This is a genomic window from Enterocloster sp. OA13, assembly GCF_022440595.1.
Taxonomy (GTDB): Bacteria; Bacillota; Clostridia; order Lachnospirales; family Lachnospiraceae; genus Enterocloster; species Enterocloster hominis.
This window is the reverse complement of record NZ_JAKNTF010000001.1, coordinates 3,119,189-3,134,477: the sequence shown is the minus strand read 5'-3', so window position 1 is coordinate 3,134,477 and position 15,289 is coordinate 3,119,189. Positions and strand designations below refer to the sequence as shown.

Here is a 15,289-nt window from a genome sequence, read left to right as displayed (position 1 = left end):
AAAGCATAGGAGTAAAAAAATATGGATGAAAAACAACGGAAGACAATCAATATGCTGACCCTGGCTTTCGGCATAGCGTTCATGCCTCCGATCTGGGCTGTGCTGGCCCCTTTCATAGGAGTCGGCACCGGGGCGGTGGCCTTAATCTGCGCCGGGCTTTTTGTGGCCAACGGTAACAGACGGCAGGACTCCGTGAAAATCTCCATCGGTTTCCTGTTAGGTGACTTATGGGCTTATATTGCCGTATGGGTGATGGAAACCCTGCAGTGGAATCCCAATGTGGAACTGTATGCCACACTATTCGTCATGGGCGGACTGGCAGTCATCATCGGCGAGACATTTTCAAGGATGATCTTCACTCCCTCCTGGCTGTGCGGCTGGGCCATCGGCCTTACCATCATGGGTCCTATGAAAGTGAATGAAATAGGGACCCTGCCAATCCAGATTGGCGTGGCAATGCTGGTGGGCGTGATTTACGTTGGTGTGGGCGTGGATGCGTTCCAGGGAATGCTTGTGCGCAGGCTGGCGCGTGGAGGCGCTGCGGGGAATGCTGCAGGGCAGACCGGAGGCGCAGATGGCAGGAGAGAGGAAGCTTTGGAGAAATGAAGATAATACTGCCTTGCGTAATTCAATATCATACGGCATGTAAGGAGTATATATGCATTTAGTCAGGATAAGGATTGCAGATGCAGGACGGATTGCATTGCACGCAGAGGAAATAATTGACAATATCCCACAATATTACGCGGATCAATACCGGAGAATAAAGAGAAAGCAGGAGGCTGACCAGGAACTGGCAGCCGGTTTTCTGCTGGAAAAGTATCTGGATGTCAGCCGTGATGGGCAGATGGTGAGACTGGGGCATGGGAAACCCGCGCTGAAGTCAGGAAAGCATTATTTTAACCTGTCCCATAGCGGGGGATATGCTGTGCTGGCTGCGGCGGACATTGACATAGGCGTGGATATTGAACAGATAAGGGACGTCCACTGGCCCACGGTGCGGAAGGTTTTTACCTTACAACAGCAGGAACAGTTGGAACAGGCCGGGGAAATGGAACAGCCGGAACTGTTTACGAAATACTGGACAGAGTGCGAGGCAGCATTAAAACTTCAGGGGACCGGGTTTGCGGAAGGGATTACGCCTGGAAATGCCAGGGATGGGAGTACTGAACCAGGAAGTACAGAACCAGGAAGTACAGAACCAAGGCGTACAGAACCAGGGAGTACTGAAGCAGGCAATACTGAATCCGAAGGCGCAAGACTGCTTTCGGGCGTACATTCGTTTAGATTCAAGGAATACATGATTGCATGTGCTGCATATGGAGAGTATTATGTATCAGTTGAAGAAGACAGAAGTTACCTGTATATGTGATGATGTATATGTTTTGACAGACCGGGCGGGGTGCTGTGTGAATCTTGTCATAGGTAAGGAAAAAGCCCTGGTTTTTGATACGGGTTCAGGCGCGGATGATATCCATGGACTGATACGCAGGATTACAGGACTGCCCCTTGTCGTGATTAACAGCCATGGACATTTTGACCATATTGGGGGAAATGGCCAGTTTGACACAGTTTACATGCACCCGGACGATTTTGTGATCCTGGAATCCTATACGGCAGAAATCCTTGGGCAGTGGAGGCGGGAACTGGCCCCTGGACAGGATGGCTTCTGCCAGCCTTTTGAAGCCGGGCAATGGGATAAGCAGTGGAATAATATGAAAGCGCTGGATTTTGACTCATTCAATCTTGGCGGGCTGGAATGCAGGGTCATTCCATTGAGAGGACACTCAAGGGGGTCCATCGGCATATGGATACCTAAACGCCGTTTACTGCTGTCCGGGGATGCCCTTACGCCTGTCATGTGCCTGATATTCCAGAACCATATGCCGGTTGAGACACAGTACCATACGCTGGGATGTGTGAAGGACTTGGATTTTGACTATTATCTGACATCCCATCACAACCAATGGTTTCCCAGGCAGACCATAGACAGGCTGATGCGGTGTATTGAAAACAGCGGGAAGGGAAAATGGCATCCTTACCAGTATCCTTATCCTCCTTATGCAAAGGGAAGAATATATCTGGACTCCATGGAAGGGGAACCAGTGGCGCTGATATGTGAATCTGACAGGGAGGATGACAGGGAGGATGACAGGGGGAACCTCTGATGTATCATAACTGCTTGGACAGATTAGGGCATGTTTGAAGATTTCATTGAAACGGATTTTTAGTCATCTGTGCCTCTTGAAAAGTGGGCATGCAGAGGGAAAAATGAATGTTCAATGATATTTTCAAACATGCCCTGACTTTTTATCTCATATGCCCTATGCCGGACAGAAGGATATTCAACCGATTGCCGCTACGGTTCCTTGATTCTATGACCTCCTTGATTCCAAGACCTCACTATCCCATAACCTCATTATTTCATAACCTCAGTATTTCATAACCTCATCACACCATTATCTCATAAACTCATTATCCAATCATCCCCTCATCCTTCACTGCCTCCAGGAACGCTTTCACGCAGCCCTCCGGTTTTTTTGAATAGAGAAGCCCATAAGGAATGGAATACCCCCATTCCACCGGCAGGGTTATGAGTGACGGATGTATGTCCTTCCAGCATTCCAGGTTCAGAAGCAGATGGTTGTTTTCCACGCACTGGTTAAATACGTCGATGTCGTAAAACTGAGGAGTGTCTTCCAGCCGGATCCGGGGGTGGTTCTGCTCCAGGTCATCCCTGAGGCGGTCATTGAGGGCGGAGTCGCCGCGTTTTACCATCATCATGGTTTCACCGTACAGATCGGATATTCTAAGGGAGTGTTTCTTGGCCAGCCGGTGCTTTAAGGGGACGGCAATCATTTTCCTGTATTCCCCCAGTGCAAGGAAGCTGCACCGGTCCAGCCATTTCGCAGAATCGCATACCCCCACAATGAAATCATAGCTGTCTCCAATCCGGTCAATGACGGACAGGATTCCCTGATGGTCATCCTCAAATGGGACAATCTGCAGCTTGTACTGGGGGAAGCGGCTGCTGGTCCGGTACCACAGATCCATGAAAACCTTACACGGATTGAGCATGGAGGTGCCGACGCGCAGAACCTCCTGTTCCTCTGTCATAAGCTGCCGGGCTTTTTGGATGGCCTGTTCCGAGTAGGCAATCATATATCTGGCATCCCTGTAAATGGATTCCCCTGCCCTGGTCAGTTCGATGCCCTGATTCGTCCTTTTTACCAGGGCAAGGCCCAGATGCTTCTCCAGCCCATTGATCTGCTTCATGACTGCGGTGGGGGAGATGTAAAGCTGGTCCGCCGCCTTGTTGAAACTGCCGCAGTCAGCAGCGCAGAGAAAGGCAGTCAGCTGTGGATTGAACATTTTTATCCTCCATGTCCTTGCGTATTCATATAAACTTTTAGTTAATACGATGTTAACATATCGGAGATTCCGGGTCAATCCCTTTGGGGATATAATGAAGGTATCTGAAAGGAAGTGAAATCCATGGAATCAGCGCTTATTATTTATTTCTCGCGTGCAGGCGAGAATTACGTCAGCGGTACGCTTCAGTATCTGAAAAAAGGAAATACGGAAATTGCGGCAGAAACCATACAGAAGCTGACTGGCGGGAAACTGTTTAAGGTCCAGCCCGTGGTACCGTACGCGGAGGATTACAATACGTGCATTGAGGAAGCACGCCAGGACCAGAAAAAGGATGCGAGACCTGGGATTGCGGCCATGCCGGACCATCTGGAACAATATGATGTGATTTATCTTGGATATCCTAATTATTGGGGAACCATGCCGATGCACATGTTCACATTGCTTGAAACCTGCGGATTTGCCGGGAAAACCATCCGGCCGTTCTGCACCCATGAGGGAAGCGGGCTGGGGCGGAGTGAACAGGACATACGCAGGCTTTGTCCGGACGCTGTTGTGGAGCCGGGAATGGCAATACATGGCACAAGGATTCAGTCGGCAGGGCAGGAACAGGTAATCAGGGAGTGGTTAAGGAGGAAAAAGAATGGAATACGTAACACTGAATAATGGAGTCAAAATGCCAATCCTGGGCTATGGTGTCTATCAGGTAAATCCGGCGGAATGTGAACGCTGTGTGCTGGATGCAGTCAGCGCAGGATACCGGTCCATTGACACGGCCCAGGCCTATTATAATGAAGAAGGCGTGGGAAATGCCATCATGAAATGCGGCATTCCGCGAAGTGAGCTGTTCCTCACAACAAAAGTGTGGATATCCAACGCAGGATATGAAAAGGCGAAGGCATCCATTGAGGAATCCATGAGAAAGCTTCGGACGGATTATATCGACCTGCTGTTAATCCATCAGCCGTTTAATGATTATTACGGCACATACCGGGCCATGGAGGAAGCCTGCCGGGCAGGATATATCCGGGCAATCGGAGTATCCAACTTTTATCCGGACCGCCTCATCGACCTGTGCAGGTTTGTGGAGGTGGCCCCGGCCGTGAACCAGGTGGAAACCCATGTGTTCCACCAGCAGGAGGATGCCCGCATCATTATGGACAGGTACCATGTGCAGCATGAATCCTGGGGGCCCTTTGCCGAAGGCCGCAAGGATTTCTTCACCAATCCTGTTTTGAATGAGATAGGGGAAAAGCATGGTAAGACAGCGGCCCAGATTGCCCTGCGGTATCTGATCCAGAGGGATGTGGTGGTAATCCCCAAGTCCGTCCACAGGGAACGCATGGAACAGAACCTGGATGTATTTGACTTTGTGCTGGATGATGGGGATATGCAGGCCATTGAGGTATTGGATGAGAAGGAGAGTGCATTTTTCTCCCATTATGACCCGGAGACAGTGGAATTCCTGACCGGGCTTGGAAGATAGGGACTGGAAGGCAAGGATTGGAAGGTAAGGAGTGGATGGTAATGCCTGGAAGGCAAGGTTCCATAGAATGGAAGGTTCCATAGAATGAAAGGCGGTATGTTGTCATGGATAGTTCAAAATTAAGCGTATTTCCTATTGGGGAAAAGAATGAAGCATTTGCAGCGTATTTTAAAGGACAGAGTTACCTTAACATGCTTACGACGCAAGGGCTGGCAGTGGGCAATGTGACCTTTGAGCCGGGATGCCGGAACAACTGGCATATCCACCACAAAGGCGGGCAGATCCTCTTGGTGACCGCGGGCCGGGGATATTATCAGGAGTGGGGAAAGGAACCTCAGGAGCTTCATCCGGGGGATGTCGTGAACATCCCTCCGGAGGTAAAGCACTGGCACGGCGCTGCCCCGGACAGCTGGTTTGCCCATCTGGCAATCGAGGTCCCGGCCCAGGGGGCTTCCAATGAATGGTGCGGACCGGTGTCGGATGAGGAATATGGAATGTGCAAAAGCCGTGTGGAACCGGCGATGGAAAGCGGACATCCCGGGGAAATATCCCCCACCCCTGTATCCGGCCTGGAGCAGAGCGACCCGGAATTTGCCGCGCTTTTCAATGAATTTGCGCTGGACGAGGTCATCCATGAGAAACATGCCTCCATGGATGACAGGACAAGGATGATGGCAGTCTTATCAGCCCTCCTGGGGTGCCAGGGAATGGATGAATTCAAGGTAATGCTCCCCGCCGCCCTGAACCTTGGGGTGACGCCTGTGGAAGTAAAGGAAATCCTGTACCAGGCAACCGCCTATCTGGGAATCGGAAGGGTATACCCGTTCCTGACCGCTGCAAATGAAATCCTTGAGGGACAAGGATATGGACTGCCCTTAAAAGCCATGGCAACCACCACCAAAGAGGACCGGCTGGAAAAGGGTAACCAGGCCCAGGTGGATTTGTTCGGCCCCCATATGAAAGGCTTTTATCTGTCAGGGCCGGAGGAATCCAGGCATATCAACAAATGGCTGGCAGATAACTGCTTTGGGGATTATTATACAAGAAGGGGGCTGGATGACAGGCAGAGGGAGATGATGACATTCTGTTTCCTGGCAGCCCAGGGCGGATGCGGACCGCAGCTGGCAAGCCATGCGGCCGCCAACATCCGGATTGGCAATGACAGACAGTTCCTGATCCGGGTCATCAGCCAGTGCCTGCCCTATATCGGCTATCCACGCTCACTGAATGCACTGCGGTGTGTGAATGAGGTGGAAGACGCTCAGTCATAAATAAATATATGGATGACATCCTCCGGCCTTAGTTGTATAATGAAATCCTGAAGGAGAGGTTTTTATCCATGAAAAGCAAATTGCAGACAGGATTGGCAGGGCTTCGTTCCAAGTTTATGGAAGCTTTGCCAATCATATTATTTTTTCTGTTCTTATTCTATTCTGTTATTCTGATATTTGGGATTTCACATGTGATTCTTGTGTCAGTGGTTACCATACTGTTCAAAATCAATTACCGGAGATATATGACAGCCAGGCAGCTTATGGGGCTGGTTGGGACACAGTTCCTCATGGCCTTTCTCAGCTTCCTTGCGACCCTGAACCTGCCGCTCTGCATCCTTTTGAACCTGACCGTGCCGTTCCTGCTTGTGTTCCTCCAGTCCTCGCAGTTTAACCAGCTGGGATACTATACCGGGGCCATGTGTTTTACATTCCTGCAGCTGCGCCCGGTTGGCTGGCAGGGCCTGGCCATGCAGATGGCGGCGTTGGCTTACGGGCTGGCTGTAATGACAGCGGTTTTATATTTCCATTCACGCAGAAGCAGGAAGGGGGACGATTTCGCCCTGGCGGAAAAGGGACTTCTGCTGCTTGCGGCCGAACTCCAATCTGCCGCAGGCCCTGTTCCTGAAGATGGAAAAAAGTCGGCAGACAGCCTGTTCCCCATCCTTCAGGGACTTTACAAGGAAGCGTATAAAAGCCGGGGCCTGACCAAGGTGGTCAATGCCCGCGGCAGGATCCAGTACATGTTCGCGCTGCTGTTTCAGCGGTCTGTCTATTTCCTTACCAATCCATATCAGGAAAGAACCCTGGCTGATGAAAGCTGCCGGGGCATCCTCCTCCGCCTTGCCCGGTATATGGAAACCATGGGAAAGGAAGGCTTTCAGCAGGGCGGCAGCAAAGACGGCAGGAACGGATGCAGCAAAGGATACAGGGACGGACTCAGCAGCGAAGCGTTCTCAAAACAGGGAAAGGAGCTCCTTGCCGAAGCAGCGGGCAGGGAGGAGGCACCTTACATATTCGTGCGCAACTTCCTTGGGCTTCTGCTTCTTATCCTGGAGAATCTGCGCAGGATAGATGAAAATGTCCCGTCACCTGGCTGGAAGCTGCCGGTGTACCGCCGCCCGGTCCGAAGGTTATTCTGCCACATGAGGACGGACACCTTTGAAACACGCTTCGCACTGCGTCTGAGCGTGGTCCTGACAGCCGGTTTTGCCTATAGCATGATGAGCCAGGCCAATCACGGCTACTGGCTTGCGCTGAATGCGTTCCTGCTGCTGCGCCCCATGTATGAGGACAGCGCCTCCCGCATGAAGTCGCGTTTCATCGGCACCATGGCAGGATGCCTGCTCCTGCAGCTGCTTCTGCCCTTATTCCATGGGACCGGATGGCATTTTGTGCTGGCCACGGTCATGGCGGTGGGCCTGTATATGGAGACAGCCGGAACATGGCAGCAGGCCCTTTTTTCCACCTGCTTTGCCCTGACGCTTACCACCATGGCCCTGCCACAGACCCTGGCGGCAGAGCTGCGGTTCCTATATGTGGTGATTGCCATATTGATGGTGCTGGCAGCGAACCGGTTCTTTTTCCCCACCAGCTTAAAGAGCCAGTTTACCTATAACCTGAACCAGCTGCTCCACATACACCAGGTATATCTCAGGCTGTTGGGACGCAGCCTTAAAATGCCCCTGGACTACGGCGTCATCTGCGATATCCAGATCCACTACCATCTTGTCCATGACCAGATTCAGGAGTACCTGAAAAAAGCCGGACATGAGAAGGAAGGATTCATCAGGGAAATGCTCTGGATTTCCTGGTACATGGTTTCCGAGGCAGAGCAGATGCTGTACCTGATTAACAGCCGGAAAATCAGTTCCATGGACAATGAACAGATGGATGATTATCTCATATTCACGGCCTGCATCATCAGCGACATACAGAAGCGGTTAAACATGCGGGCAGACCATGTGCCGGCAGCCGGGGAATCCATGGCCTATAGACGGACCATGGAAGGGGAGGAACGGCTGTCCAGGCTGATGGAGCAGTATTCAAAACAGGTATCCAGGCTGTACCTGTGCGTATGCAGACAGACGGAAAATGCTAATATAAACGGCTGAAAGTATATCAGGGCATGTTTGGAAATGCAGATAAACAGGAAAGGAAGACGGCGCCCATGGACGATAAAGGACTGGAAATACTTAGGAAAAAAGCATATGGTCAGTATAAAAAGGCCATGTTTCTGTGCGGATGTTTTATTCTGGCATCGCTTATGATGTTCGGCCGTCATGGAATCCACAATGAGGATTATACATTGTTCGAGTGGGGATTATTCACGCTTATCATAACCGCATTGCTGACCGTTATTTTTTGCTGCCTTTGCTATCTGCTGCTGATTAGGCGGGCACAGGAAGGCTTCATCAGGGCCTATAAGGAACAGTATGTTTTGCCCCTCCTGATGGAAAATGGCAGATTCCAAACGCTTGAATATTTCCCGGAAAGCGGCCTGGGCTATGACGAAGTGGCTGGTCTTCATGTGGTGGATTGCGGCGTAAAAAACCATTTTTCCAGTACGGACCGGCTGACCGGATATTATGGGGACATCCGGTTCCTTCTCTGCAATGTGAATACGGGAAGGACAGGTAAGGTAGGGAAGATATACACATCCGATTCCATATTCCATGGTCCGGTCATCCGTTTTGACAATGTCCCTGCCCTGCTTGGCTTCCAGGGGACCATGCGGGTATTTGATAATAAATATGTGGCAGGGTTCAAAGACCGCCCGTCCGCATATAAGATTAAAACAGGAGATCCGGGATTTGACGGCAGGTTCCAGGTTTATGCATCAGACGGGGATGATACCCCATTGACGCCAGTGTTAATAGAGAAAATGAAGGCATTTGCGGACAAATCAGGAAAATGGGTTTCATTTACTTTTTCAGGCTCATCAGCCATTGTCGCTGTACACAGGCCGCGGAACCTGTTTGATGTCTTTGTGGACAAACCGGTTTCCGGACAAAAGGCGGAATTGCTGAAAGATATCAGGATGATCCAAGCAGCCGGGGAGCTTTTTACCTGAATACATCCAGTTGGTCGTACAGCCCTGTTTTTCCATATTTTCATATACGAAATGCCGGGAGGGCCTGGAAACATGGGCCGTACCGGCATTTCAGCATTCATCGGGAGAAAATTTTGTAGATTTGTATTGACTCATGAAAAATTTCCTAGTATTATAATTATAAGTAACAAAGGTATAATAAAAGAAATTAATAAGAATAACTAATAATAAACATCCCTATCTAAAATAACAGGATATTTCTGCTTCCTGAGGTGGGGAGACGATGGATTTAAGTGGAAAAGGAGATTGGACGATGGCAAAAGTAGGAATTGTAATGGGAAGTGACTCTGATATGCCAATCATGGCAAAGGCGGCTGAGATTCTGGACAAACTGGGAATCAGCTACGAGATGACAATCATATCTGCCCACAGGGAGCCGGATGTTTTCTTTGACTGGGCAAAGGCGGCTGAAGGAAAGGGATTCAAGGTAATCATAGCGGGGGCAGGCAAGGCGGCCCATCTTCCGGGCATGTGCGCAGCCATTTTCCCGATGCCTGTCATCGGTATCCCCATGAAGACCTCCGACCTGGGCGGCGTGGATTCCCTGTACTCCATTGTCCAGATGCCAAGCGGTATCCCGGTTGCAACGGTTGCGATTAACGGTGGGGCAAACGCAGGCATCCTGGCTGCCAAGATCCTGGCCACTTCCGATGAGGCTTTATTAGGCAGGCTTAAGGAGTATTCAGAGAGCCTGAAGAACGACGTGGTCGGGAAGGCTGAAAAGCTGGAATCCATCGGATACAAGGAATATCTGGCACAGATGAAATAGGGATTCAGGGATTTTTAAATAAGGCGGAGGATGATAAAACCATGATGGATTACAAGAAGGCCGGAGTTGATATTGAGGCAGGATATAAGTCGGTTGAACTGATGAAGGAATATGTGAAAGGAACCATGCGTCCTGAAGTATTAGGCGGAATCGGCGGATTCTCAGGCGCATTTTCCATGGCTGCATTCAAGGGGATGGAGGAACCCACCCTGCTTTCGGGCACGGACGGTGTGGGAACCAAGCTGAAGCTGGCTTTCCTCATGGATAAGCATGATACGGTGGGCATCGACTGTGTGGCCATGTGCGTGAACGATGTTGCCTGTGCTGGCGGCGAGCCGTTGTTTTTCCTGGATTACATTGCCTGTGGCAAAAATGTGCCGGAGAAGATTGCGACCATCGTGAAGGGTGTGGCGGAGGGCTGTAACCAGTCAGGTGCGGCGCTGATTGGCGGGGAGACGGCCGAGATGCCTGGATTCTATCCGGAGGACGAATACGACCTGGCCGGGTTTGCGGTGGGCATCGTGGATAAGAAGGATCTGATTACCGGCGAAAACCTGTCGGCCGGGAACGTGCTGATCGGAATGGCAAGCTCCGGCGTGCACAGCAATGGTTTTTCACTGGTCCGAAAGGTATTTGAGAAGGAACTGACAAAAGAGGGGTTGAACACCTACATGGATGTTCTTGGAACCACTCTTGGGGAGGCGCTGATTGCCCCGACCAAGATATATGTGAAGGCCCTGAAGGCCGTCAAGGAAGCAGGGGTCACCATCAAGGCATGCAGCCACATCACCGGCGGCGGTTTCTATGAAAATGTTCCCCGCATGCTGAAGGACGGCGTGCGTGCGGTGATTAAGAAGGACAGCTATCCGGTGCCTCCCATCTTTAAGCTGCTGGCTGAAAAGGGACAGATTGAAGAGAAGATGATGTACAACACATACAACATGGGCCTTGGTATGATCCTGGCAGTGGACGCCGCGGATGTGGACAGGACCATGGAAGCCATCCGGGCCGCAGGCGATGCCCCCTATGTGGTCGGCTCCATTGAGAGCGGTGAAAAGGGTGTGGACTTATGTTAAGGATAGGCGTCATGGTGTCCGGAGGCGGCACCAATCTTCAGGCGGTCATGGACGCAATGGACAGCGGCAGGATTACCAACACGGAACTGGCCGTGGTCATCAGCAACAATGCCAATGCCTATGCGCTGGAGCGGGCGCGGCTTAGGGGAATCGAGGCAGTGTGCATTTCCCCAAAGGACTATGGGTCAAGGGATGCGTTTAATGAGGCGTTTCTGGCCAAGGTGGACGCATATCATCTGGATCTGATCGTGCTGGCCGGATTCCTGGTGGCCATACCCGAGGCCATGACAAGGAAATACGAGGGGCGCATCATCAATATCCATCCGTCCCTGATTCCTTCTTTCTGCGGGAAGGGGTATTATGGGCTGAAGGTCCATGAAGCGGCTTTGGCCCGGGGCGTAAAGGTCACAGGGGCAACCGTGCATTATGTGGACAGCGGCATGGATACAGGCCCCATCATCCTGCAGAAGGCCGTGGAAGTGAAGAAGGGCGATACGCCTGAGATATTGCAGAAACGGGTGATGGAAGAAGCGGAATGGGTAATCCTTCCCCAGGCCATCCATATGATTGCGAATCAATTGGTATAGGACGGGATATGACAGGACAAACAGGCAGGAGGTAACGGCATGAAAGTATTAATCGTAGGCGGCGGCGGACGTGAACATGCGATTGCGTGGAAGGCGGCGCAGAGTCCAAAGGTGGAGAAGATATATTGTGCTCCTGGCAATGCCGGGATTGCCGGATTGGCGGAGTGCGTGGATATCGGGGTCATGGATTTTGACGCGCAGGCAGCCTTTGCCAGGGAACATGGGATTGACCTGGTAATCGTGGGACCGGATGACCCGCTGGCGGCAGGCGCGGTGGATGCCTTTGAGGCAGCCGGGCTGCGGGTGTTCGGGCCAAGGAAGGACGCGGCCATTCTTGAAGGCTCCAAGGCATTTTCCAAGGACCTGATGAAAAAATATAATATTCCTACGGCTGCATATGAGACATTTGATTCGCCGGAAGAGGCCCTGGCATACCTTGAGGATGCGCCCATTCCCATCGTACTTAAGGCCGACGGTCTTGCGCTGGGGAAAGGCGTGCTTATCTGCAACACAAGGGAAGAGGCAAAGGAAGGCGTCAGGACCCTGATGTTAGATAAGCAGTTCGGCTCCGCCGGGGACCGGATCGTGGTGGAGGAATTCATGACAGGCCGGGAGGTATCCGTGCTCTCTTTTGTGGACGGTAAGACCATCAAGATCATGACCTCGGCCCAGGACCACAAGCGGGTAGGGGACGGGGACCAGGGACTGAATACCGGGGGAATGGGGACATTTTCACCCAGTCCCTTTTATACAGAGGAAGTGGACGCGTTCTGTAAGGAACATATCTATCAGCCCACCGTGGACGCCATGAAGGCAGAGGGCAGGGAGTTTAAGGGGATTATTTTCTTTGGCCTGATGCTTACGGAGAAGGGGCCTAAGGTGCTGGAGTATAATGCACGTTTCGGCGACCCTGAGACACAGGTAGTGCTGCCAAGGATGAAAAATGATATCATCGACGTATTCGAGGCCTGCGTGGACGGGACCTTGGACCAGATAGAGCTGGAGTTCGAGGACAATGCCGCCGTGTGCGTGGTGCTGGCTTCCGCGGGCTATCCGGAGCATTATGAAAAGGGATATAAGATGACCGGGTTTGAGAACTTCGAGGGCAGGGACGGCTATTATGTGTTCCATGCGGGCAGTAAGTTTGACAAGGACGGTAACATCGTGACCAACGGCGGACGGGTGCTGGGGGTTACGGCCAAGGGCAGGACACTTAAGGAAGCCAGGGAGAATGCTTATAGGGCTACGGAGTGGATTGAGTTTGGGAATAAGTATATGAGACATGATATTGGGAAGGCGATTGATGAGGCTGAGGGCGTTAAGTAGATGACGCTTGTCCCCTGGTTTGGGTAGTGGACCAGGGGACTTCTTTTTTTTAAGAAGTTTTATATGGTTAGAACAGCTCCCTGTGATATTCAAGACCATCATGATCTGTAACCGCACGGGCGACACGGCATGGGACGCCATATGCCACCGAATGGTCAGGGATTTCTCCGGATACAACGGAACCGGCGCCGATTACACAGCCGGAACCAATTTTGGAGCCGGCAAGAATCGTAACGTTTCCCGCAATCCAGCAGTTGTCCCCAATCGTTACAGGCGCGCCATACTCTTTATTTGTCATCGTCCCCTTTTCCGATACATACATATTCCGGTCCTGCCAGCGAAGCGGATGTATGGGGGGTAAAAATGGATACATTGGGCCCGATGAACACATTGTCCCCAATCGTTACGCGGCAGACATCCAGTACGGTAAAATTAGAATTGACATAGAAACTTTTCCCAAGGCTGGTATGAATCCCATAGTCAAAATAAATGGGTCCCTGTAAGTATGCCCCCTCTCCTCTTGTCGGAAGTAATTCATCCAGTATGTTTTTCCTCTCATTTTCATCGGTATTCATCCTGTGTCTGTCCCGTTTGCAATTCCTGTGTCCAGAATTCCTTATCCCCGACCTGATGGATTGAAAGAATGATAAAATCAAAAGGATATCGGGAAAAGAGTTTTTCGTATAGAGGGATTGTGTGGACCTGAACTCCAAATTCCAACCCCAGCTTGATGGATATGTGTTCTCCGTATTCTTTCTGTAAGCCGGATATTTCATCTGCATACTTCGGATAATCCACATTCGCAAAGGGCTCCGGCCCGGCGGCTCCTGACCTGTATCCGATTCCAAGGGGATCGTCCCAGTCCCGATTGATTCCATAATCCACATGATCCGTAAAGCATATTTCTTTTATTCCCATATCAATGGAATCCATGACCACCTGTCTTAGAGGATAAGTGGAATCATCACTATACGCTGAATGTACATGATAGTCTTCTATGACGGCATTTGCCTTCATCTTGACATCCTCCTTCTGTGTTTTTATAATTATATTACGGAACAAGAGAAAATAATATAATAATCTTACGAAATAATATAAATATATTTCACCTTAATGGGAAGGAAACGCGGGGGACGTTCTATATGGCAATGCAGGTCAATGTTAAGCAGGATTTTTCAGAAGTGATGGATTATATGATTCCACAGTATCCTGTCTATATACGAAGCGCGTTTTTATCGCAGTACCGCAATTATACTGCGGTATCACACTGGCATGAGGATGTTGAAATCATATATGTATTGTCCGGCACCATGCAGTATGATGTAAACGGGGAAAACATCACGCTTTATGAGAATGAGGGGATTGTGGTAAACAGCCGGAACTTTCATTTTGGATATTCAGATAAGAAAGAAGAGTGCGGGTTCATATGTTTCATCATCCATCCCTCGGTTTTGTCCGGTAATCCATATATCAGGGAGCGTTATGTGCGCCCTTTTACAGAATGCCAGGCAATTCCGTTTTTACATTTACGTCCGGATAAGAAGTGGCAGAATGAATTACTGGAAGTGTTATGGACCGTCTTTCATCTGGATCAGGATGCCCCGGAGTTTTATCTTTTGTGCCAGGAAGCGGTATTTAGGATATTTACCCTATTGTATACGAACAATATGGAGCTGCTTTCAGAGAAATCAGAGAAAGCTGATATTTCTCTCATTCAATTAAGGAAAATGGTCGGCTATATCCAAAAACACTATCAGGATTCCATCATGCTGGACGATATTGCGAAAATTGGGGAGATGGGTAAGACGGCATGCTGTAATATATTTAAAAAGTATATGAATACCTCTCCGATTGATTACGTTATTACATACCGTCTTGCGCAGAGCACGGTTCTGCTTACAGAAACACGGCTTCCAATTACGGAGATAGCATATGGATCCGGTTTTCATAATGCCAGTTATTATACAAAGTATTTCCGGAAACAATACGGAAAGACACCGGGACAGATGAGGAAGGAATATCTGAAGCAGGGTTAACGTCCCACAGACGGTTCTTTTCGGAACAGCCGCACAGAAGCCGCCCTACAGCACTCCTGAACCGCAGGCCTTTGCCGCTGCAGCCATTTCCTTTATGGTGGTTTCGGGGAATCCCGGACGATTGGGGAATCTATTTCCTTGCCTGTATGATGTATCAGGCAGCAGGACAGGCTATTGCTATTTTTTATGGTTTTTGCTATACTCAATGCAAATATATATGTATGTGAGCGATTGATGGGCTGCCGAAAACGAGG

Annotated in this window: 17 protein-coding genes and 1 pseudogene; 14 read left to right on the top strand and 4 right to left on the bottom strand. The window is 50.4% G+C overall.

Annotation, left to right across the window (positions count from 1 at the left end; genetic code table 11):
- Window positions 1-21 precede the first annotated feature (21 nt).
- The 3 genes from MCJ35_RS13875 to MCJ35_RS13865 are packed head-to-tail and all read left to right on the top strand — an operon-like array spanning window position 22 to window position 2,168.
- Complete coding sequence (locus MCJ35_RS13875; RefSeq protein ID WP_240299535.1) at window positions 22-606, top strand: DUF1097 domain-containing protein; 585 nt, start codon at window positions 22-24, stop codon at window positions 604-606.
- A 52-nt stretch (window positions 607-658) separates the two neighbouring features.
- Window positions 659-1,372 carry a 4'-phosphopantetheinyl transferase family protein gene (locus MCJ35_RS13870; RefSeq protein ID WP_025486710.1) on the top strand — a complete coding sequence of 238 codons (714 nt, stop codon included), beginning with the start codon at window positions 659-661 and terminating at the stop codon, window positions 1,370-1,372.
- Window positions 1,332-2,168, top strand: a complete 837-nt coding sequence (locus MCJ35_RS13865) for an MBL fold metallo-hydrolase (protein ID WP_034578071.1) — start codon at window positions 1,332-1,334, stop codon at window positions 2,166-2,168. Before MCJ35_RS13870 ends, MCJ35_RS13865 begins: the two co-directional genes overlap by 41 nt.
- 307 nt (window positions 2,169-2,475) lie before the next feature.
- Here the strand turns inward: MCJ35_RS13865 and MCJ35_RS13860 are convergent, their stop codons facing one another.
- Window positions 2,476-3,372 carry a LysR family transcriptional regulator gene (locus tag MCJ35_RS13860; RefSeq protein ID WP_025486712.1) on the bottom strand — a complete coding sequence of 299 codons (897 nt, stop codon included), beginning with the start codon at window positions 3,370-3,372 and terminating at the stop codon, window positions 2,476-2,478.
- 123 nt (window positions 3,373-3,495) lie between these two features.
- Between MCJ35_RS13860 and MCJ35_RS13855 the strand changes: the two genes are divergently transcribed.
- The 10 genes and pseudogenes from MCJ35_RS13855 to purD all read left to right on the top strand — a co-directional run bounded on the left by MCJ35_RS13855 (window position 3,496) and on the right by purD (window position 12,999).
- The gene (locus tag MCJ35_RS13855) at window positions 3,496-4,038 is read left to right on the top strand and encodes a flavodoxin (RefSeq protein ID WP_025486804.1); all 543 of its coding nucleotides are present in this window, start codon (window positions 3,496-3,498) and stop codon (window positions 4,036-4,038) included.
- Complete coding sequence (locus tag MCJ35_RS13850) at window positions 4,016-4,858, top strand: aldo/keto reductase (protein ID WP_025486713.1); 843 nt, start codon at window positions 4,016-4,018, stop codon at window positions 4,856-4,858. Before MCJ35_RS13855 ends, MCJ35_RS13850 begins: the two co-directional genes overlap by 23 nt.
- Before the next feature lie 104 nt (window positions 4,859-4,962).
- Window positions 4,963-5,361, top strand: a pseudogene (locus tag MCJ35_RS32080) (cupin domain-containing protein); the annotation flags it as partial.
- A gap of 18 nt (window positions 5,362-5,379) precedes the next feature.
- Entirely contained in the window at window positions 5,380-6,129 is a 750-nt protein-coding gene (locus MCJ35_RS13840; RefSeq protein ID WP_051400705.1) for a carboxymuconolactone decarboxylase family protein, read from the top strand.
- Window positions 6,130-6,197: 68 nt separating this feature from the next.
- On the top strand, window positions 6,198-8,243 hold the full coding sequence (locus MCJ35_RS13835) for an FUSC family protein (protein ID WP_025486715.1): 2,046 nt from the start codon (window positions 6,198-6,200) through the stop codon (window positions 8,241-8,243).
- A 56-nt stretch (window positions 8,244-8,299) separates the two neighbouring features.
- Window positions 8,300-9,202 carry a DUF3137 domain-containing protein gene (locus MCJ35_RS13830; RefSeq protein WP_162158553.1) on the top strand — a complete coding sequence of 301 codons (903 nt, stop codon included), beginning with the start codon at window positions 8,300-8,302 and terminating at the stop codon, window positions 9,200-9,202.
- A gap of 292 nt (window positions 9,203-9,494) precedes the next feature.
- The gene (purE, locus tag MCJ35_RS13825; RefSeq protein WP_008717449.1) at window positions 9,495-10,010 is read left to right on the top strand and encodes a 5-(carboxyamino)imidazole ribonucleotide mutase; all 516 of its coding nucleotides are present in this window, start codon (window positions 9,495-9,497) and stop codon (window positions 10,008-10,010) included.
- Between the two features lie 41 nt (window positions 10,011-10,051).
- Entirely contained in the window at window positions 10,052-11,086 is a 1,035-nt protein-coding gene (gene purM / locus MCJ35_RS13820; RefSeq protein ID WP_008717448.1) for a phosphoribosylformylglycinamidine cyclo-ligase, read from the top strand.
- On the top strand, window positions 11,080-11,673 hold the full coding sequence (gene purN / locus MCJ35_RS13815; protein WP_025486717.1) for a phosphoribosylglycinamide formyltransferase: 594 nt from the start codon (window positions 11,080-11,082) through the stop codon (window positions 11,671-11,673). The genes purM and purN overlap by 7 nt, the downstream gene beginning before the upstream one ends.
- A gap of 39 nt (window positions 11,674-11,712) precedes the next feature.
- Complete coding sequence (purD, locus tag MCJ35_RS13810; protein WP_025486718.1) at window positions 11,713-12,999, top strand: phosphoribosylamine--glycine ligase; 1,287 nt, start codon at window positions 11,713-11,715, stop codon at window positions 12,997-12,999.
- Window positions 13,000-13,066: 67 nt separating this feature from the next.
- Here the strand turns inward: purD and MCJ35_RS13805 are convergent, their stop codons facing one another.
- From MCJ35_RS13805 to MCJ35_RS13795, 3 genes are read right to left on the bottom strand one after another with little or no spacing between them, the layout of a single operon-like run.
- Window positions 13,067-13,297, bottom strand: coding sequence for a DapH/DapD/GlmU-related protein (locus MCJ35_RS13805; protein ID WP_240299534.1), 231 nt, complete (start codon window positions 13,295-13,297; stop codon window positions 13,067-13,069).
- Complete coding sequence (locus MCJ35_RS13800; RefSeq protein ID WP_240299533.1) at window positions 13,287-13,574, bottom strand: LbetaH domain-containing protein; 288 nt, start codon at window positions 13,572-13,574, stop codon at window positions 13,287-13,289. Before MCJ35_RS13800 ends, MCJ35_RS13805 begins: the two co-directional genes overlap by 11 nt.
- Window positions 13,561-14,016, bottom strand: a complete 456-nt coding sequence (locus MCJ35_RS13795; RefSeq protein ID WP_025486719.1) for a histidinol-phosphatase HisJ family protein — start codon at window positions 14,014-14,016, stop codon at window positions 13,561-13,563. The genes MCJ35_RS13800 and MCJ35_RS13795 overlap by 14 nt, the downstream gene beginning before the upstream one ends.
- Before the next feature lie 125 nt (window positions 14,017-14,141).
- On the opposite strand from MCJ35_RS13795, the gene MCJ35_RS13790 reads away from it, so the two are divergent.
- Window positions 14,142-15,035, top strand: coding sequence for a helix-turn-helix domain-containing protein (locus MCJ35_RS13790; protein ID WP_025486720.1), 894 nt, complete (start codon window positions 14,142-14,144; stop codon window positions 15,033-15,035).
- The last annotated feature ends 254 nt before the right edge of the window (window positions 15,036-15,289 follow it).